The sequence below is a fragment of the Variovorax sp. Varisp53 genome, from assembly GCF_059491555.1.
In genome coordinates this window covers 3,747,967-3,765,875 of the sequence record NZ_CP168512.1, presented here as the reverse complement: position 1 = coordinate 3,765,875, position 17,909 = coordinate 3,747,967, and the positions used below count along the sequence as shown (strand labels likewise).

Below are 17,909 nucleotides of genomic sequence, written 5' to 3'. Positions count from 1 at the left end.
CCATGGCTGCAACGCCATGGGCCACCCCTGCTGTCCGCTTTACCTGAGAGATTCGCCCCACGATCGGGGTTTGCTCCTTCGGTGGGCCGTTGCTTGGCAACGGCCTCTCTCCAGCAAGGAAACACCGGTGTTCACCAGTGCCTTGTCAGTCCTTTTGCCTGAGCGTTCGGGAATCCCCTGCGCCTTCGGCGGCCCCGGCATGCGGGGCTCTCTCCTGACCCGGCGAGTGTAGTGGATCGCGCAGCCCGCAGCCCCGGACTTGCCCCTCGTCCCTATCGCGACCACAGGCGCCACGCCGCGACGCCGACCGCGATCCACACAGCCACGACAAGCGCGGCGCCATACCGGCTGGTCGGCCTGGCGCCCGACTTCTGCATCCAGTCGTCGGCTTGCCGGCGGCACTCTGCGAGCACCGGCGGCGGAATCAGCCGGATCGCAAGCCAGATCAGCCCCGGCAGCAGGAGAACGTCGTCGAGGTAGCCCAGGACCGGGATGAAGTCGGGAATGAGGTCGATCGGGCTGAGCGCGTAGGCGACCACGAACATGCCCAGTGCCTTGGCATACCACGGGGTGGATGCATGCCTGCCCGCGAACCACAGCGTGACGCCGTCGCGCTTGACGCGCCGGGCCCAGGCGCGAAGCCGGGCGGACAGGGACGGTTTTTCAGCAGCGGAGTTCACCTCGCGATGGTGTCACAGGCCGCGTTCGCGCCCGTGGTGCGCTCTTCAATGAACGATTTCGGCCGGCGGCAGCAGCCGGTCGATGCGCTCGCGCAGCGATTCGGCCCGCTCCACTCCGGCGGTTTTCTCGATCTCGGTCAGCATCAGCGCGGCGATGGTCAGCATCGCCTCGCGGTCGCGCGCCTCGCGCAGCGCGTCGCGCATCTGCAGCGCGAACTTCGGGTCGCGCCGCACGAACATGCGCTCGCAGATGTCGAACAGGAACATGCGCGTGGTGGCCAGCGAGCGCTTGCCGTCGAAGGTGTCGGCCGAGGTGGGGAGACGGATCGGTTCGTCGGCAGGGATCGGCGCGGGCTGGGCGGGTGCCGGTGCGCCCGCGGCTTGCAGGCCCTGCAGATAGCCCCTCTGGATCAGCGCCCGGATCGCCAACTCGGCTTCATGCCGGTCGGGGAACAGCGCGCTGAAGTCGGTCAGCGAGCGCCGGCCGTCGGCCATCAGCAGCAGGGCGCGCTCGCGCTGGCTGAGCGTGCGCTGTCCGCCCTGGAGTTCGTCGCGCGCCTTGTCGGTCTTGGTGGGAAACATGGCAGCCACAGCTTTGGGGAATCGATGGGCACAGCATCGTTGCAAGCGGTGACATCTTTATTACCCGTTTTCCTCGCAGGGCCAATGGCCGCCCCGGCCGGCCCGCGTGTCCGCCGCACGCCTGGCGCGCTGCCCGGCGTGGACCGTGCCTCGGCTACTTGGTATAGACCAGGTCCCGCAGCGCGAGCGAGATCCACGGCACGTAGGTGATCACCATCAGGCAGGCCAGGATCACCAGCACGAAGGGCACCAGGTATTTCACGATCCGATCGAGCGAGATGCGGGCCACCGTACAGGCCGCGAACAGGTTCACGCCGAAGGGCGGCGTGATCATGCCCAGCGCGAGGTTGACCACCATGATCAGCCCGAAGTGCACCGGGTCGATGCCGAAGTGCACCGCCACCGGCGCCAGGATCGGCGCGAGCACGATGATGGCCGCACTGGTCTCGATGAACATGCCGATGACGAACAGCGCCGCATTCACGCCCAGCAGGAACATCGCCGGCGACTTCAGGACTTCCTGCAGCCAGTGGCCGATGGCGTCGGGTACGCCCGCGCGCGTGATCAGGAACGCGAACAACCCCGCGTTGGCGATGATGAACATGATCACCGCCGACGACAGCACCGACTTGCGCAGGACCGCGTACAGGTCCTGCAGCTTGATCTCGCGGTAGATCAGTATGCCCACCACCAGCGCGTAGAACACCGCCACCGCCGAGGCCTCGGTCGGCGTGAAGATGCCGCCGTAGATGCCGCCCAGGATGATGACGGGCATCAGCAGCGCCCAGCCGGCCTGCCACAGCGCGCGGCCGAAGGGCATGCGGCCGTCGCCGTCGTTCTTGCCCCAGCCCTTCCACTTGCAGAATGCCCAGACGAACAGCATCAGCGCCACGCTGATGAGAATGCCGGGGCCGAAACCCGCGATGAACAGCTCGCCGATGGACACCTCGGCGCTCACGCCGTAGAGGATCATCGGGATCGAGGGCGGGATGATCACGCCCAGCTCGGCGCTGGTGGCCTGCAGCGCCGCCGCGTACGCCGTGGGGTAGCCGTGCTTGATGAGCGCCGGGATCAGGATGGCGCCGATCGCGAAGGTGGTGGCCACCGACGAGCCCGACACCGCCGCGAAGATCATGCAGGTGAGCACGCAGGTCATGGGCAGGCCGCCCTGCACGCCGCCCACGATGCTCTTGGCGAACTCGACCAGCCGGCGGGAGATGCCGCCGGTTTCCATCAGGTTGCCGGCCAGGATGAAGAACGGGATGGCCGCCAGCGGAAACTTGTTGATCGCGTTGAACATCTCCTTCACGGAGATCAGCATGTTGGCGTTGGCCACCTGGATGCCCAGGATCGACGCCAGCCCGATGGACACCGCCACCGAGATCGACAGTGCGAAGCACACCACCATCGTTGCAACCATCACGACACTCATTGCGCGGTCTCCAGTTCGAGCCGCTTGGGATCGAGAAAATTGCCGACGATGCCGAACAGGCAGAACAGCGAGCCGACCGGCAGCGCCAGGTAGGACCACATCATGGAGAGGCTCTCGAGCCCGGCCATCGATTGCACGCGCCCGCGCATCGCATAGTCCCAGCCCCACCAGAGGATGACGAGCATGAGGGCCAGCGCCGCAATGCTCACCACCGCGTCGAGCACGCGGCGCACACGCGGCGGGCTCCAGCGGTAGAGCACGTCCACGCTCACCATCGCGCCCTGGCGGAACGCCATCGGAATGCCGAGGAACACCATCCAGATGAGGCTCACGCGGATCAAGATCTCGCTCCATTCGGCCGGCTGCTCAAGCACGAAGCGGGTGATGATCTGGAACACGCCCAGGGCCGATGCAATGACCAGCATCACGCAGGCCAGGACCATCGAGACGCCGGTGGTCCAGCGCTCGATGCCGAGGAATTTTTCTTTCACTTGTAGTCGCGGATCTTGTCGAGATTCGCCTTGCCGAATTCCTTCTCGAACTGGGCGTTCACCGGTGCCAGCGCGGCAACGAACTTGGCCTTGTCGACGTTGTCGATCACGGTCATGCCCTTGGCGCGCAGGTCGGCCACGCCTTTGGCGTCGTCCTCGTCGACACGCGCGCGGTTGGCCTTGGTGCCTTCCTTGGCGGCGTCGAGGAAGGCCTGCTTGTCGGCGGCGCTGAGCTTGTCGAAGCTCGCCTTGTTCATCAGGAAGATGCAGGGCGAGTAGACGTGGCCCGTGAGCGACAGGTGCTTCTGCACCTGGTCGAACTTGGCCGAGATGATGACCGGCAGCGGGTTTTCCTGGCCGTCGACCGTGCCCTGCTGCAGCGCGGTGAACACCTCGGGGAAGGCCATCGGCGTGGTGATGATGCCGAAGCCCTTGTAGGCCGCGATGTGCACCGGGTTCTCCATCGTGCGCATCTTCAGGCCCTTGAGGTCTTCGGGGGCCTTCACGTCGCGCTTGCTGTTGGTCATGTGGCGAAAGCCGTTCTCGGCCCAGGCCAGCGCCTTGAAGCCCTTGGCGTCGAACTTGGTCAGCAGGTCCTGTCCGATGGGGCCGTCGAGCACGGCGCGCGCATGGGCCTTGTCGCGGAACAGGAAGGGCACGTCGAGGATCTTGGTCTCGGGCACGAAGTTGGGCACCGGGCCGGTCGAGGAGAAGGCCAGTTCCTGCGTGCCCAGCTGCACCGCCTCGATCGACTCGCGCTCGCCGCCCAGCGAACCGTTGTAGAAGGTCTGCACCTTGTAGCGGCCCCCCGTGCGCTTCTCGACTTCCTTGGCGAAGGTGTCGATGGCCACGCCCTGGTGGGAGTTCTGTGCCGTCGAGATGCTGATCTTCATGGTCGTCTGCGCGAAGGCGACCGAACTCAGGGCGAGCGAAAGGCAGGCGGCGGCGATGGGGCCGAATTTCATGGTGTCTCCGGGGAGTTGGGGTCAGGAGCGCGTCAGGCGCGCTTGACCTCGACTATGCAACACCGGGGAGCTTCACCGCGTCGGGATTTTCACGGACGTACTCGCGGATGACGGTCTCGAAGCTCTGGTCCGCCGACAGGCCCAGCGCCTTCGCGCGCGCCGTTTCGATGCGCCCGGGCCAGGTCTTCACGATGCGCATGATCGCCGGGTCGGGCGTGCGATCGAGCAGGGCGGTGGCGGCCTTGCCGGCCACGCGCTCCAGCGCCGCGGCCATCTCGCCGACGGTGGTGGCCAGCGACGGCAGGTTGAGCGCGGTGCGCGGACCCCACTGCGCGTCGCTCGCCTCGGCGGCGCGGATGATGCCCTCGATGGTGCGCGCCGGTGACGCGATGGCGACAGGCGTCGAATCGGGCACGGGGCAGGCCGCGCGCAGGCCGGCCAGCGGCTCGCGGATCATGCCGCTGAAGAAGCCCGAGGCCGCGCCGTTGGGCTTGCCGGGGCGCACGCTCACCGTCATGAGCCGCACGCTGCGCCCGCGCACGAAGCCCTTGCGCGTGAAGTCGGCCACCAACTGCTCGCCGATGAATTTCTGGATGCCGTAGCTGGTCTGCGGCGTGGGCAGTGTGTGGTCTTCGATGACCTTCGGCAGCGGCTGCTCGGGCGAATCGCCGAACACCGCGAGCGAGCTGGCGAACACCAGCACTGGCTTCGTGCCGAGCGCACGCACCCGTTCGAGCAGCGCATGCGTGGCTGCGAAGTTGCTGCGCATGCCGAGGTCGAAGTCGGCCTCGCATTCGCCGCTCACGGCTGCGGCCAGGTGGAAGATGGCATCGGCTTCGCGCCAGACGGTCGTGTCTGCACTGGGCGAGAGTTGCGCGTTGAGATCGCCCGTCACGGTGGCGATGCGCGCATCGGACGCGAGGTCGGCGGGCGCGCCCACGCGGTCGACCAGCGTGATGCGCTCGATCGGCCGGGCCGGTGCGCCGGCCAGCGAGAGGGTGCCTTGCTTCAACAGCGTGCGGGCGAGGCGAGCGCCCAGAAAACCGGCGCCGCCGGTGATGACGATGTGCATGGGTTTTGTCTCCTGTGAGCCGCCAGAATACGCGACGCTCCGGCAACACGAAGCGCAGCGGGGAGCGGAAATGAAAAAGCCCTCCGAAGAGGGCTCGCCGACAAGGCAAGGAGGCCTTACATCCCCACGTAGTTCGGCCCGCCGCCGCCCTCAGGCGTGACCCACACGATGTTCTGCGTCGGGTCCTTGATGTCGCAGGTCTTGCAGTGCACGCAGTTCTGCGCATTGATCTGCAGGCGCTGCTTGCCGTCCTCGGTGCCCACGAACTCGTACACGCCGGCCGGGCAGTAGCGGCTCTCGGGGCCGGCGAACTTGGCGAGGTTGATGTTGACCGGCACCGTCGCGTCCTTCAGCGTCAGGTGGGCCGGCTGCTGCTCTTCGTGGTTGGTGTTGCTGATGAACACGCTGGAGAGGCGGTCGAAGGTGAGCTTGCCATCCGGCTTCGGATAGACGATGGGCTTGCACTCCGCCGCGGGCTTCAGGTACAAGTGGTCGGGCTTGTTGCGGCGCAGCGTCCATGGAATGTGGCCCTTGAGCAGCCACTGCTCGACGCCGTTCATGAAGGTCGCGATGCCCAGGCCCTTCTTGAACCAGGCCTTGAAGTTGCGCGCCTTGTTCAGCTCGGTGTAGAGCCAGCTCTTCTCGAACGCGGCCGGGTAGGCCGTGAGCTCGTCGTGCTGGCGGCCGGCCTGCACCGCCTCGAAGGCGGCTTCGGCGCACAGCATGCCGGTCTTGATGGCGGCATGGCTGCCCTTGATGCGGCTCACGTTCAGGTAGCCGGCTTCGCAGCCGACCAGCGCGCCGCCCGGGAACACCGTCTTGGGCAGCGACATCAGGCCGCCGGCCGTGATGGCGCGCGCGCCGTAGCCGATGCGCTTGGCCGGCTTGATGCCCTTGGCCTCGTCGCCTTCGAGGTACCAGCGGATGTTGGGGTGCAGCTTCCAGCGCTGCATTTCCTCGAAGGGGCTCAGGTAGGGGTTGCTGTAGTCCAGGCCCGTGATGAAGCCCATGGTGACCTTGTTGTCCTCCATGTGATAGAGGAAGGCGCCGCCGTAGGTGTCGCTCTTCATCGGCCAGCCGGCGGTGTGAAGCACGAAGCCGGGCTGGTGGCGCTTGGGGTCGATCTCCCACACTTCCTTCACGCCGAGGCCGTAGGTCTGCGGGTCCTTGCCGGCGTCGAGCTTGTACTTCGCGATGAGCTGGCGGCCGAGGTGGCCGCGTGCGCCTTCGGCGAACACGGTGTACTTGCCCAGCAGCTCCATGCCGAGCTGGAAGTTCTCGGTCGGTTCGCCGTCCTTGCCCACGCCCATGTTGCCGGTGGCCACGCCGCGCACCGAACCGTCTTCGTTGTAGAGCACTTCCGCCGCGGGGAAGCCCGGGAAGATTTCGACGCCCATGTTCTCGGCCTGCTGCGCCAGCCACTTGGTGAAGGCGCCGAGGCTGATGATGTAGTTGCCGTGGTTCTGGAAGCAGGCCGGCAGGAACAGGTTGGGGGTGCGCAGGCCCGACTTCTCGCCGAGGAACACCATCGCGTCGTCGGTCACGGGCTGGTTGAGCGGCGCGCCGAGTTCTTCCCAGTCGGGCAGCAGCTCGTTGAGCGCGCGCGGGTCCATGATGGCGCCCGAGAGGATGTGCGCGCCGGGCTCCGAGCCCTTTTCGAGCACCACGACCGAGATCTCCTTCTCGTGCTGCGCGGCCAACTGCTTGAGCCGGATCGCGGTCGAGAGGCCGGCCGGGCCGCCGCCGACCACGACTACGTCGTATTCCATGGCTTCGCGAGGGCCGAACTGGGCGAGGATTTCGTCGTGGGTCATGTGGGTTGGGTCGATAATGATTTTTCGAGGCGCGGGGCATTTTATGCGGCGTCCACGGGCGGTCCGTGTCACTCGCGGACGGGTCTGTTTCGTCACCTGCGCGACTCCACAGGATCCAGTTCATGGCTTACAGCATCGATCTTTCCGGCCGCGTGGCCTTCGTCACCGGCGCCTCCAGCGGGCTCGGCGCCCAGTTCGCGAAAACCCTCGCCCGTGCCGGTGCCGCCGTGGTGCTGGCCAGCCGCCGCGTCGAGAAGCTCAAGGAGCTGCGCGCACGCATCGAAGGCGAGGGCGGCGACGCCCACGTGGTCGAGCTCGACGTGACCGACATCGGCAGCATCAAGGCCGCGGTCGCGCGCGCCGAGACCGAGGTCGGCCCCATTGACATCCTGGTCAACAACTCGGGCGTGAGCACCACGCAGCGCCTGCAGGACGTGACGACCGACGACTACGACTACATCTTCGACACCAACGTGAAGGGCTCCTTCTTCGTCGCGCAGGAAGTCGGCAAGCGCATGCTGGCGCGCGCCACGGGCACGGCACCGGGCACCTACATCGGTGGGCGGATCATCAACATCGCCTCGTCGGCGGCGCTCAAGGTCATGCCGCAGATCGGCACGTATTGCATGAGCAAGGCCGCGGTGGTGCAGATGACCAAGGCCATGGCGCTCGAATGGGGCCGCTTCGGCATCAACGTGAACGCGCTGTGCCCGGGCTACATCGCGACCGAACTCAACGAGGAGCACTGGACCACCGAGGCAGGCGCCAGGCTGGTCAGCATGCTGCCGCGCAAGCGCGTGGGCAAGCCCGAGGACCTGGACGGCCTGATCGTGCTGCTGGCCAGCGGCGAGAGCCATTTCGTGAACGGTGCCGTCATTGCGGCCGACGACGGGTTCGCGCTCTGAGTCCGCGGGCCTGGACCGGCATTGCCGCCGGCCTGGGCGCGGGTGCGCTCTGGGGGCTGGTGTTCGTGGCGCCGCGCATGGTGGGCCACTTCGGCATGGTCGACATCACCGCTGCGCGCTTTCTCGTGTTCGGCGCGGTCTCGGGGCTTGCGGTGTTCGCGCGGCCGGCCGCCGTGCGCTGGCCGAACGGTCGGCAGGCGCTCGCGGCGCTGGGGCTCAGCGTGCTGGGCTTCAGCGGCTACTACCTGCTGCTGGCCTTCGGCATCGCGGCTGCCGGCACCGAGGTGCCGAGCCTCGTCATCGGCACGATCCCCGTCTGGATGATGCTGCTGGGCCGGCCCGCGGGCCTGCACATGCGGGCCTTGCTGCCCGGCCTGCTGCTCACGGGCGCGGGCATGGCACTCATGATCTGGGGCGTCTGGTCGGCGCACGGCGGCGCGGGCGGGGTCGGTGGCGCGCGCTTCGGCGGGGGCATTGCGCTGGCGCTGTGCTCGATGGTGAGCTGGACAGTCTACGGCCTGCTCAACGCTGCCTGGCTGCAGCGGCACCGCGAGGTGCACGCGGCCGACTGGGCCAACTGGCTCGGCATTGCCACCGGCCTCGGGGCCTTGCTGCTGTGGGCGGCGGCGGGCAGCGATGTCGCCACGCTGCAGTCGCAGCCCGACGGCATGCTGTTCATCTGGATCGCGCTGGCGAGCGGCTTCGGTTCGTCGTGGCTCGCGACCATCCTGTGGAACGTCGCGAGCCAGCGGCTGTCTGCGAGCCTGTGCGGCCAGCTGATCGTGAGCGAGACGCTGTTCGCGCTGCTCTATTCCTTCCTCTGGGACGGCCGTTGGCCGCTGGCCACCGAATGGCTGGCGGCCTTGCTGTTCGTCCTGGGCATCCTCGCATCCATCAAGGCCCACCGATGAGAATCGAAATCCCCGAAAAGAAGAAGCTCGTGTACGAAATGTCGATCCCCATCCGCTGGGGCGACATGGACGCCATGGGCCACCGACATATATGTAGTTAGCGGCATTCGTCGAGCACACAACCCCAACACTGGGGCGGCTCTGCGACCAGATGATGCTCAGATAAGTTCTTGCTTCTTATTTGAGCACACAGATCGCACATCCTAGTCGATGCTCGCATAATTTGGAGCGGCCAGCGTGCGGTCACCCTGGCGTTGCAGGCCGATAGTCAGTACGGCACTTCAGTTCCGGATGGCATTCAGGCATCCAGCCTCCACCCCTACCAAGCTACTCGATTGCGTCAGATCAAGCCGAGCATGCGGGCAAAAAAACGGCGCATCGGACGCGGCGTCAGGCTCCCACCTTCTTAGACCCCAATGGGACTACTCGACCATCCGTAAATGCGGACAACTGAACCCGGAGACCTTCGAGCGCGAGATTCAGGTCGGCCGTCAGCGCTTCAAGCTCAAGAATCCTTTGGTCGGCGACTTCGCGCAAGGCGCGGTCTTCGCGCCAACGTAGGGCGTCGATAGCGTAAGCATTGCCAATCTCCTTGTACATTTCTTCCCAGGTTCGAGGTGCTGGTTCTGCGACCCTTGTGTCACTGTCTTCAGTTCGCGATTTAAGGATTCTTTCCTTGATTGCACTTAGCCAGTCGTCAATCTGAGTCTTCAGCTCGCGATGCTTCTTGCCGTACAAGGTGACTTTTCCAATTCCCCCGCGTTTGCAAATCTCTTCCAAGGTTAGGCGCCCTTCGTTGTACGGGTACACATCGCGATGCTCGATAAGTTCCTGATCGATCAAGGCCATAGCGTTCTTCATCTTTGTGCGGATCTCCTGACTGCGGCTCTCGCCGTTGGCTGTGGCCGCCGCCCGCTTCAAGGCGTTGACCGAATCCCTGCGAGGCTGATCCATAGACGTTTTCCCAGGCATACCCTTTGATATGAACCTGGAGTCACACTGGTAATGCCAAGCCGCAACTATCCAAAAAATTATCCAAGTATAAAAAAATGTACTACGATCAAATTGCTGAATGCGAGGAGGGGGTGCTCTTCATCATTCGGTGACAAGGGGGCTTCCGAGCCGACGCAAGCCGGATGCTCCGTATCAAAGACCGCAACTTTGGAGAAGAGCATGAAGAAAAGTTCGCTTCCCTGTGCAGCAATGCTGGCGACTACGGGAGCCTTTGCACAGTCGTCCGTTACCGTATACGGGGTCGTCGACACCTCGATCGGAAGCTATTCCAACGGCGTGGCGTCGACGGTCAAGATGGTCCAGGGGGGGCTGATCCCCAGTCAGTTGGGGTTTCGCGGGACGGGGGATCTGGGTGGAGGTCTATCCGCAAAATTCATTCTCGAGACCGGCATAAACACGGACAGTGGATTGGGCATTGCCTCGAACTCTAATAACCAGAGCACCGGAGCGAGCACCAGCGATGCCATGACCTTTAATCGACGCGCGGTCGTTAGCCTGCTTGGAAGCTGGGGCGAGGTGCGGCTGGGGCGCGACTATACGCCGGCCAACTATGGCCTAGTCAAGTTTGACCCGTTTTTTGCCAATGGCGTGGCACAGTCATCCAACCTGAATCTGCAGGGTGCAGGTTTTACCGGTGTGCGTGCCTCGAACAGTATTGCCTACCTATATAACGACGATGGTTTCAGTCAATACAACGACGGCCTCTATGGCAAGGTCATGGCCTGGGTCGGTGAGAATTCGAGCACGGCCGCCAACCGCGATGACGGGAGTGGCTTCGGCTTTCGTGTCGGTTATCGCCAAGGCCCCCTGAATGTGTCGTTCGCCACGCAGAAGTCAAAGGTGCTGGCATTCGGAGACATGCGGATGACCAACATTGGTGCGTCCTACGACATTGGCTTCGCCGAGCTGGTTGCCCAATACGACGTAGCCAACAGCGGCTTGCCAGGAACCCGGCATGGGAACCTGCTCGTCGGTGCCAAGATTAAGGCGGGCAACGGCTATATCCCGGTGTCCATGAATTCGTTGAGGGTCAACGATGCTGCGGGGCGCAAGGCGATCATGCTGGGCATCGGCTATGTTTACACGCTATCCAAGCGTACTTCGCTGTACACGAGCTTTGCGTACTTGGACAACCGCAATGCCGCATCCGCGTTCGGCATCAATCCCGGAGGCTTGGGGGGGGTGGCTGGGCGTGATGGGCGCGCCGTCGAATTGGGCGTCAAACACTCGTTCTGACGGTCAGGAACCGTCCCTTCGCCGACCAAGCGCTGTTGTACCGGTGGATGTCGGAAGCAACTACCCCAATGAGCTCCTCAATGGTTGTGGTCGTCCAGTCCCGAGGGTAGAAAAACTCCGATTTCAGCCGGCCGAAGTAGCCTTCGCATGCGGCGTTACCGGCGGGCCTGTGCTCTGGTGACCGTCTGCGCACCGCCAAGGGCGCCGCACGGGTCAATGCCAAACGCGTCTACCGCGTCATGGCCGCAGTGGGCCTGCTGTTGCCCAAGGCACTGCGCAGGCGCCAGTCCACACGCGCGCACGAGGGCCGCGTCGCGCGTTGCGCGCAGCGACCTGCGCTGGTGCTCCGATGGCCCGGAAGTCAAGTGCGACTCGGGTCAGACGGTAACGGCCACGTTCACCAAAGACTGCTGCGACCCGGGAGTGATCGCTTGGCGAGCATGGGAAGGAAAAGGCTTGTCAGGCGAGCCGGTGCGCGAGATGCTCACCGAAGTCGTGGAGCGACGCTTTGGCGCCGTGGAGGCTGTGCCGGCGGGACACGAGTTGGAGTTCCTTGGCGACAACGGTGGCGCCTACATCGCTGCTGACACGCGGGTACTGGCACGCTCGCTGGGCCTCAAGCCCGTCAAACGCCCGTGTGCAGCCCGCAAAACAACGGGATGGCCCGGGGCTTCGTGAACACCTTCAAACGCGATTACGTGGCGCGCTTGGACCTGCGCGACGCACGGACCGTGCTCGCGCAGTTGCCGGCGCCCCGCGAGCACTTCAACGGGGTGCATCCGCACTCGTCGTTGAAAATGCGCTCACCTCGGGAGTTCAGGCGCCAGCAGGCCGCAGTGACTGACCAGGCGCCTTATTGCGAATAGGTCGGGCCTGGAATACGAGGAGCAACATCAGCCTCGATGTCACGAAGCGCATGCGCCAGAAATTGCTCCACACCCTGGTCTGCGAGATCATTGCTGATCTCGATGAGAAGACGCGAGAGATCGTGCTGGCTATCAGTCCACGAGGGGCAGGTTGCTTGGCCAACCCGACGGTTTTGCGTTTGGCTTGATCGCCTTAACCTGCTGCCACAGGGTTGATGCGATCCGCTCTAGCGCCGATTGAGTGACGCCTTCGAACCGAAGGACCAGCACTGGGTTGGTGTTCGATGGGCGCACGAGGCCAAACCCGTCGCTCCAATCGATGCGCAATCCGTCGATATTTGTGACGACTGCAGGCGCGTAGCAGTCGCTCCCCTGAACCAGCCGATGCATGATGTCGGTGGCTTCGACTGGCGTGCAGGGGACATGAATCTCCGGTGTTGAGAGCGCATCGGGCAATGTCTCCAGCACGGCGCCAGCATTTGCGTATGCACTCACTATTTCAAGAAGGCGGCAGGCGGTGTACGTGCCGTCGTCAAAGCCGAACCAACGCTCCTTGAAGAAGATATGGCCCGACATCTCTCCACCGAGGAGTGCGCCCAATTCCATCATCCGGCTGCGCACGAGAGAATGTCCCGATTTGTACATATCGGCGCGGCCACCGAAGCGGTGGATCCAGGGGGCTAGCTGCTGGGAGCACTTTACGTCGAACACGATGGTCGCGCCGCCATGCCGCGCCAAAACATCGCGCGCGAACAGCATGATCTGCCGATCGGGCACGATGTTTGCCCCGCTGCGCGTAACCACGCCCAGCCGATCGCCATCGCCGTCGAACGCGAGGCCCAAGTCCGCCTCGCCGCTTTGTACCGCAGCGATCAGATCGCGTAAATTCTCCGGTCTGCTTGGATCGGGGTGGTGATTCGGAAACCGCCCGTCGACTTCGGTGTGAAGCTCCTCCACCTCACAGCCGATCGCCCGGAGGATGGAGGGGGTCGATGCGCCGGCGATCCCGTTGCCGGCGTCGACCACCACGCGCAAGGGGCGCGCAAGGCAGATGTCGCAGATGATGCGCTGCCGATATGCCGGCAAAATGTCTACACGGCGAGACGATCGGTGCGAACGGAGCACCCACGCTTCGCTCTGGATAATGCGCTTGAGGGTCTGGACGTCGTCTCCGAAGAACGGTGCCTCAGCCAGCACCATTTTGAAGCCATTGTCTTGACCCGGGTTATGGCTGCCGGTGACCTCAATGCCGCTGCGGCATATCGTATGGGTCGCGAAATAGAGCATTGGGGTCGTCACCATGCCGAGATCAATGACCTCCATACCGGCTTCTCCCAGTCCGGCGCGAAGCGCCTGTGCCAATTCGGGGCTGCTCAGCCGCCCGTCGCGTCCCACTGCGATGACGCGCTCGCCACGCGTCCACGCCATGCTGCCGAATGCTCGCCCGATGCCCCGCGCCAGCTCCGCGGACAGCCCCTCCAGCGTGCTGCCTCGAATATCGTACGTCTTGAACAAGCTTTCATTGAGGTTCATTTGGACTTGGCATCCTGTAGATGCCTGACAAGTACGCGGCGAGGGTCGAAAATGTCCAAGCCTCATGGCTTTGTCATGAAAACATTGACCAGTCTAAAATATTGGATGAAACTATGCAAGTGGATACGAATAACGCATTCCGAAACGGGACGATTGATATCGATTTTGTCGAGCTAGGTCAGCGCCTGAGGGCCTATCGCACAGGCGCCGGGCTGAAGGCCGAAGACGTGGCCGCATCCCTGGGACTGTCACGCGCGGCTGTCTACCTGCTTGAGAAAGGCGAGATCGTGAAGGTCGAAACGCTGGTGCGGCTGGCAGCGCTGTTGGGAGTGTCAACCGCATCCTTGCTGGGCGTGGAGATGGAGTACTACTCCAACGCTGTCGCCTACTTTGAACGCATGCGGCAGTTGGAGGTCGACTCCAAGCATCTGATGATGCACTTCGAGCCGGTGTCCTTTCTCCTGACCACCGATGGCTACTTGGTGCACCTACGAGAACGGCTGATGGATGCGGTGCCCAAGGGAAGGGCGGCGCGCGAGCGCTGGGAAAAGCAGGTCGACGACATCATCAGCGTGTTCCAAGAGCGCAAGCGCCACTATATCGAGCACCGCCCCAGCATCACGAATTTGATTGGCCTGCGCGAGGTTGAAGGGTTCTTGCGTTTTGGGCTCCTGGGCCGCGCAGAGTTCTCGCCTGCGGTCCGCAAACGCCGTGTTGCGGCCGTGCAAACGGAAGTTGCACACATCATCAGCTTGCTGGAGTCCGAATCGATCGGCGTTCAGGTGGGCGTGGTCGAGGGCGGGATGCCCGGCGTCAACTTCCAAATCTTTCGCCAGAAGAACCGGTCCTACGTGGGCGTGAGTCCTCTGCGCCTGCACGAGATTCCAGAGGTCAATTCGGCCGTGGCGTCGATGACTGCTTCGCCCGAGGCGGTGACGCTCTATCAGGACATGTTCAAGGCTTGGTGGTTGCGCGCATCCAAGGGTTCCGACGGCTCCCGGCTGATCAAGCAACTGGTCTCACGGCTTCAAAGAAAAGGGGCGTAGGCAATGCCGATGGTGTCACTTCGTGGCGTAGCAAAGAGTTTTGCCTCCGAGAGAGGGGGCGTGGAGGCGTTGTCCCCAGTGGACCTCAGCATCGCCGAGGGTGAGTTCGTGTCGATCATCGGTCCGTCCGGCTGCGGCAAGTCCACCTTGCTGCGGATCCTTGCCGACCTCGAACGCAGTAGCGCTGGCGACATTGAGTGGGGTGGCCGGCCAGGGCGCCGCGCAGTGGGCTTCGTGTTTCAGGAACCGGTGTTGCTGCCTTGGAAGTCGGCCCTCGGCAATATCGTGTTCGCGCTGCAGGCGTTCGGTATAAGGGGTGAGTCCGCGCGCTCTGAGGCGCGCCGGCTCCTGGCGCTGGTGGGCCTGGAGTCGTTTGCCGATGCGTTGCCCAGCCAGCTGTCCGGTGGAATGCGCCAGCGTGTTGCGATCGCGCGCGCGCTGTCCTACGATCCCGAGATCCTGCTAATGGACGAACCTTTCGGCGCGCTCGATCTGCTCACTCGCGATGACCTGAACGACAAGCTTCTTGAGATCTGGGCTAAAACAGGCAAGACCATCGTGCTGGTCACCCATAGCGTGGAAGAAGCCGCCTATCTGTCTGATCGCGTCGTCGTCATGTCGGCTCGGCCTGGTCGGATCAAGAAGATCCATGACGTTCCTTTTGCGCATCCGCGGTCGGCTACCACCAAGCTGTTGCCCGGGTTTCATCGGCTGATGGCAGACCTCAGGAGCGACCTGCGGTGAGTCCTGCGCAAAACCTTCTGCGACGTGGCCGCGACATCGGTCTGGCGACCGTCTCCATCGTGCTCGCCTGGTGGTTCGCCACGCTGGATGAGCGCGTGCCAGCCTATCTCCTGCCCACGCCGGTGTCGGTGTGGCAAGCGCTGGAAATGATGTTTGCAAACGGAGATATCTGGAGCCATCTGGGCGCAACGCTGTCTGTGATCTTCCTAGGCTTGATCGCAGGCTCTCTGGCTGGCATTCTCGGTGGCGCTATCCTGGCCAGCTTCGACATATTGCGTGTATGGCTCAATGGCACGCTGCTCTTTCTACAGATCGCGCCCAAGATTGCGCTGGCTCCGCTCTTCCTTATCTGGTTTGGGCTCGGGATTGCGTCCAAAGTCGCGTTGGTCACGTCCTTGGTCTTCTTTCCCGTCCTGATCGGCACGATGCTGGGCATCAGGTCGTGCGATGCGAGTCTGATCGATCTCGCGCGCATCCTAAGGCTTTCATGGATGCGGGCGCTGCTGACGATTTTCCTGCCTGCGGCCGCAGCCGACATCCTAGCCGGGGTTCGCGTGGGATGCCTTCAGGCGGTCGTCGGTGCGGTACTGGCCGAGTGGATCTCAAGCAAATCTGGCCTCGGCCATCTCATGATCCGTGCCAATTCGGTCTTCAATACGCCGCTGCTCTTTGCCGCGGTTGTGTTAACGGTCCTGGTTGGAGTCCTTCTCTATTTCATGGTCGAAAGCCTCGAGGTCCGGGTGTTGCGACACAGGATCTAGCGTGACTGACAAGAGTTCAGAACCTTCCCGTTCGGCGCGTTTTCCCTGGCGCGAAGGCCGCCCGCCCCATTTGCCAATGGGGCCTGGGGAGGTCCCCCGCATTGTCCTACTGCCGGGCGATCCAGCCAGGGTAGATCTGGCGGCAAATGCGCTCGAGGACTTCAAAATCGTCGGGCAGACGCGCGAGTTCCGGTTCGGCGTTGGCTTCTGGGATGGTGAGGCGGTCGGTGTGTGTTCAACTGGTATTGGCGGGCCGTCTACGGAGATCGCCGTCGTCGAGCTCGCCAACATCGGGATGGAGATCGCGATCCGCGTGGGGGGCATGGGAGCGATCAATCCGACCATCAGCCTGGGCGAACTGCTCGTCGTGCGTGAGTCGCTTCGCGGCTCTGGCGCAGCGGCTTACTATGCCTCGCCGCGCGAGCGGGTGCTGGCGGATCCAAGCGTCGTGGAGGCGCTTTTGCTGAAGGCCGGCGAGATGCAGATGCTGGCGCGCTGCGGCGTTGTCGCCACGGTCGACTCGTACTATGCCGGCCAGGGCCGCCCCTACCGTGCCGGCGGCAGTTGGATAGACACCACTGCTGACTGGGTTGCCCGCGGTGCCGATGGCCTGGAAATGGAGACCGAAACGGTGTTGGCGGTGGCACGCCGACTCGGCGTGGCCGCCGGTGCAGTACTCGGGGCGCACAACAGCCGACCCACCGACGACTGGCTGGAGAGCTACTCTCAGACGCAGCTTAATGTCCTGCGCGCAGGTGCGGCCGCAGGCGTTCACGTGCTGAGGCAGCGCGATGCTTCGCGTCGATAGCCCGCCACGAGACCCCTTCCCTCAACCGATCACTATAGAGGCCTACAATGAAACGTCGCCAACTTCTCCAGGCCGGTGCTGCACTTGCCGCGCTCCCTCCGGTTGTGCGTGCCCAGTCGGCGCCGACTGCCGTGACGCTGCAGATCGACGGTGCGGCGGTTCCCTTCTACGCACCCATCTACGTGGCAATTGAGAAGGGCTACTTTGCCAAGCGTGGCATCAATGTAAAGCTGCTGTATGCGAGTGCTGCGGAAATCGCCAAGAACGTTGCCGCAGGCAACGTCGATTTTGGCTTCCCGAACGCCGACGCGGTGCTCGCCGCGCGGGCCAGCAATGTGCCGATAAAGGTGATCCATAGCAGCTATCAGCGCAGCATCGGGGCCACGCTCTTCAAGCATTCCTCAGGCATTAGGACATTCGCCGACCTCAAGGGAAAGCGTGTCGCCGTCACCACCATCGGCAGCCCCAACTACCTGCAATTGCAGGTAGGGCTCAAGGAGGCTGGCCTCAGCATGAACGACATCCAGTTGGAGGTCATCAGCACCGGCGCTATCGTTCAGGCCCTGCAGGCCGACAAGGTTGATGCCGTGGTGTTCTCTGAATTGCGTCGCTACAACTTGGAGGCCGACGGTGTGAAGGTCGGGGTGATCCTGTCAAACGATTTCTTGCCATCCTACGGGAACGTGGTGGCGGCAAGCGATCGGCTGGTTCAGCAGAAGGGGGCGCTCGCCAAGGCTTTCACTCAAGCGTTGTCCGAGTCGTTCCAATGGACGATCGACGGCCACGCCGAGGAGGCAATCGCATTGGCTATCGACAAGTACACTCCGACTTGGAAGGGGCAGGAAGCTCTTCTGCTGCGTGCCCTGCGCGAGACCTTCATTCCCTCGGTCTGGCAAAGTGCCTACACTAAGGCGCACGGTCTGGGGGCGGGGGATTTGGTCGCATGGCAAAGGAGCATTGACGTGCTGGCACAGCACAAGGTGATCCCGAAGCGGTTTGCCGCTGCCGATCTCGTTGTACAGCCGTCCGCGCTCCTGTGATCGCACTGC

At 63.7% G+C, this 17,909-nt stretch carries 17 protein-coding genes, 2 pseudogenes and 2 riboswitches; of the genes and pseudogenes, 10 read left to right on the top strand and 9 right to left on the bottom strand.

The features are described 5' to 3' along the window. Nucleotides 1-20: 20 nt before the first annotated feature. Nucleotides 21-124: riboswitch (glycine riboswitch) on the bottom strand. Between the two features lie 12 nt (nt 125-136). Beyond that, nucleotides 137-227, bottom strand: a riboswitch (glycine riboswitch). Between the two features lie 45 nt (nt 228-272). The 7 genes from ACEOAB_RS17590 to ACEOAB_RS17560 form a co-directional block, all read right to left on the bottom strand. Next, nucleotides 273-680, bottom strand: coding sequence for a YkvA family protein (locus ACEOAB_RS17590; protein ID WP_413747626.1), 408 nt, complete (start codon nt 678-680; stop codon nt 273-275). A 45-nt stretch (nt 681-725) separates the two neighbouring features. After that, nucleotides 726-1,262 (bottom strand): hypothetical protein, encoded by a 537-nt coding sequence (locus tag ACEOAB_RS17585; RefSeq protein WP_056591729.1) that lies wholly within the window; start codon nt 1,260-1,262, stop codon nt 726-728. A gap of 154 nt (nt 1,263-1,416) precedes the next feature. Beyond that, nucleotides 1,417-2,694, bottom strand: coding sequence for a TRAP transporter large permease (locus tag ACEOAB_RS17580; protein ID WP_056591732.1), 1,278 nt, complete (start codon nt 2,692-2,694; stop codon nt 1,417-1,419). Beyond that, complete coding sequence (locus tag ACEOAB_RS17575; protein ID WP_056522364.1) at nt 2,691-3,185, bottom strand: TRAP transporter small permease; 495 nt, start codon at nt 3,183-3,185, stop codon at nt 2,691-2,693. The genes ACEOAB_RS17580 and ACEOAB_RS17575 overlap by 4 nt, the downstream gene beginning before the upstream one ends. Continuing rightward, nucleotides 3,182-4,150 carry a TRAP transporter substrate-binding protein gene (locus ACEOAB_RS17570; protein WP_056522366.1) on the bottom strand — a complete coding sequence of 323 codons (969 nt, stop codon included), beginning with the start codon at nt 4,148-4,150 and terminating at the stop codon, nt 3,182-3,184. The genes ACEOAB_RS17575 and ACEOAB_RS17570 overlap by 4 nt, the downstream gene beginning before the upstream one ends. Before the next feature lie 52 nt (nt 4,151-4,202). Further along, the gene (gene denD / locus ACEOAB_RS17565; protein WP_413747625.1) at nt 4,203-5,222 is read right to left on the bottom strand and encodes a D-erythronate dehydrogenase; all 1,020 of its coding nucleotides are present in this window, start codon (nt 5,220-5,222) and stop codon (nt 4,203-4,205) included. A 116-nt stretch (nt 5,223-5,338) separates the two neighbouring features. Further along, a complete protein-coding gene (locus ACEOAB_RS17560; RefSeq protein ID WP_413747624.1) occupies nt 5,339-7,036 on the bottom strand; it encodes an electron transfer flavoprotein-ubiquinone oxidoreductase in 1,698 nt (565 codons plus the stop codon). 122 nt (nt 7,037-7,158) lie between these two features. On the opposite strand from ACEOAB_RS17560, the gene ACEOAB_RS17555 reads away from it, so the two are divergent. The 3 genes and pseudogenes from ACEOAB_RS17555 to ACEOAB_RS17545 all read left to right on the top strand — a co-directional run. Then, nucleotides 7,159-7,941 (top strand): SDR family oxidoreductase, encoded by a 783-nt coding sequence (locus ACEOAB_RS17555; RefSeq protein WP_056591741.1) that lies wholly within the window; start codon nt 7,159-7,161, stop codon nt 7,939-7,941. Between the two features lie 77 nt (nt 7,942-8,018). Further along, nucleotides 8,019-8,852: a DMT family transporter gene (locus ACEOAB_RS17550; protein ID WP_495653007.1), complete on the top strand. Its 834-nt coding sequence runs from the start codon at nt 8,019-8,021 to the stop codon at nt 8,850-8,852. Then, nucleotides 8,849-8,935, top strand: a pseudogene (locus tag ACEOAB_RS17545) (acyl-CoA thioesterase); the annotation flags it as partial. The gene ACEOAB_RS17550 and the pseudogene ACEOAB_RS17545, both read left to right, overlap by 4 nt. Nucleotides 8,936-9,242: 307 nt before the next feature. Here ACEOAB_RS17545 and ACEOAB_RS17540 read toward each other — a convergent pair. Beyond that, nucleotides 9,243-9,806, bottom strand: a complete 564-nt coding sequence (locus ACEOAB_RS17540; RefSeq protein WP_413747623.1) for a hypothetical protein — start codon at nt 9,804-9,806, stop codon at nt 9,243-9,245. A 219-nt stretch (nt 9,807-10,025) separates the two neighbouring features. On the opposite strand from ACEOAB_RS17540, the gene ACEOAB_RS17535 reads away from it, so the two are divergent. Next, on the top strand, nt 10,026-11,102 hold the full coding sequence (locus ACEOAB_RS17535) for a porin (RefSeq protein ID WP_413747622.1): 1,077 nt from the start codon (nt 10,026-10,028) through the stop codon (nt 11,100-11,102). 156 nt (nt 11,103-11,258) lie between these two features. Beyond that, nucleotides 11,259-11,968, top strand: a pseudogene (locus tag ACEOAB_RS17530) (integrase core domain-containing protein); the annotation flags it as partial. Between the two features lie 132 nt (nt 11,969-12,100). Here the strand turns inward: ACEOAB_RS17530 and ACEOAB_RS17525 are convergent. Continuing rightward, the gene (locus tag ACEOAB_RS17525) at nt 12,101-13,501 is read right to left on the bottom strand and encodes a phosphomannomutase/phosphoglucomutase (RefSeq protein WP_413747621.1); all 1,401 of its coding nucleotides are present in this window, start codon (nt 13,499-13,501) and stop codon (nt 12,101-12,103) included. Nucleotides 13,502-13,521: 20 nt separating this feature from the next. Here ACEOAB_RS17525 and ACEOAB_RS17520 point away from each other — a divergent pair, with 20 nt between their 5' ends. The 5 genes from ACEOAB_RS17520 to ACEOAB_RS17500 all read left to right on the top strand — a co-directional run bounded on the left by ACEOAB_RS17520 (nt 13,522) and on the right by ACEOAB_RS17500 (nt 17,900). Continuing rightward, entirely contained in the window at nt 13,522-14,547 is a 1,026-nt protein-coding gene (locus tag ACEOAB_RS17520) for a helix-turn-helix domain-containing protein (RefSeq protein ID WP_413747620.1), read from the top strand. A gap of 78 nt (nt 14,548-14,625) precedes the next feature. Next, nucleotides 14,626-15,291 (top strand): ABC transporter ATP-binding protein, encoded by a 666-nt coding sequence (locus ACEOAB_RS17515; RefSeq protein ID WP_413747619.1) that lies wholly within the window; start codon nt 14,626-14,628, stop codon nt 15,289-15,291. Further along, on the top strand, nt 15,288-16,052 hold the full coding sequence (locus tag ACEOAB_RS17510) for an ABC transporter permease (RefSeq protein WP_413747618.1): 765 nt from the start codon (nt 15,288-15,290) through the stop codon (nt 16,050-16,052). Before ACEOAB_RS17515 ends, ACEOAB_RS17510 begins: the two co-directional genes overlap by 4 nt. Nucleotide 16,053: 1 nt before the next feature. After that, nucleotides 16,054-16,860: a nucleoside phosphorylase gene (locus ACEOAB_RS17505; protein WP_413747617.1), complete on the top strand. Its 807-nt coding sequence runs from the start codon at nt 16,054-16,056 to the stop codon at nt 16,858-16,860. 47 nt (nt 16,861-16,907) lie between these two features. Next, complete coding sequence (locus tag ACEOAB_RS17500) at nt 16,908-17,900, top strand: ABC transporter substrate-binding protein (protein WP_413747616.1); 993 nt, start codon at nt 16,908-16,910, stop codon at nt 17,898-17,900. Nucleotides 17,901-17,909 lie beyond the last annotated feature (9 nt).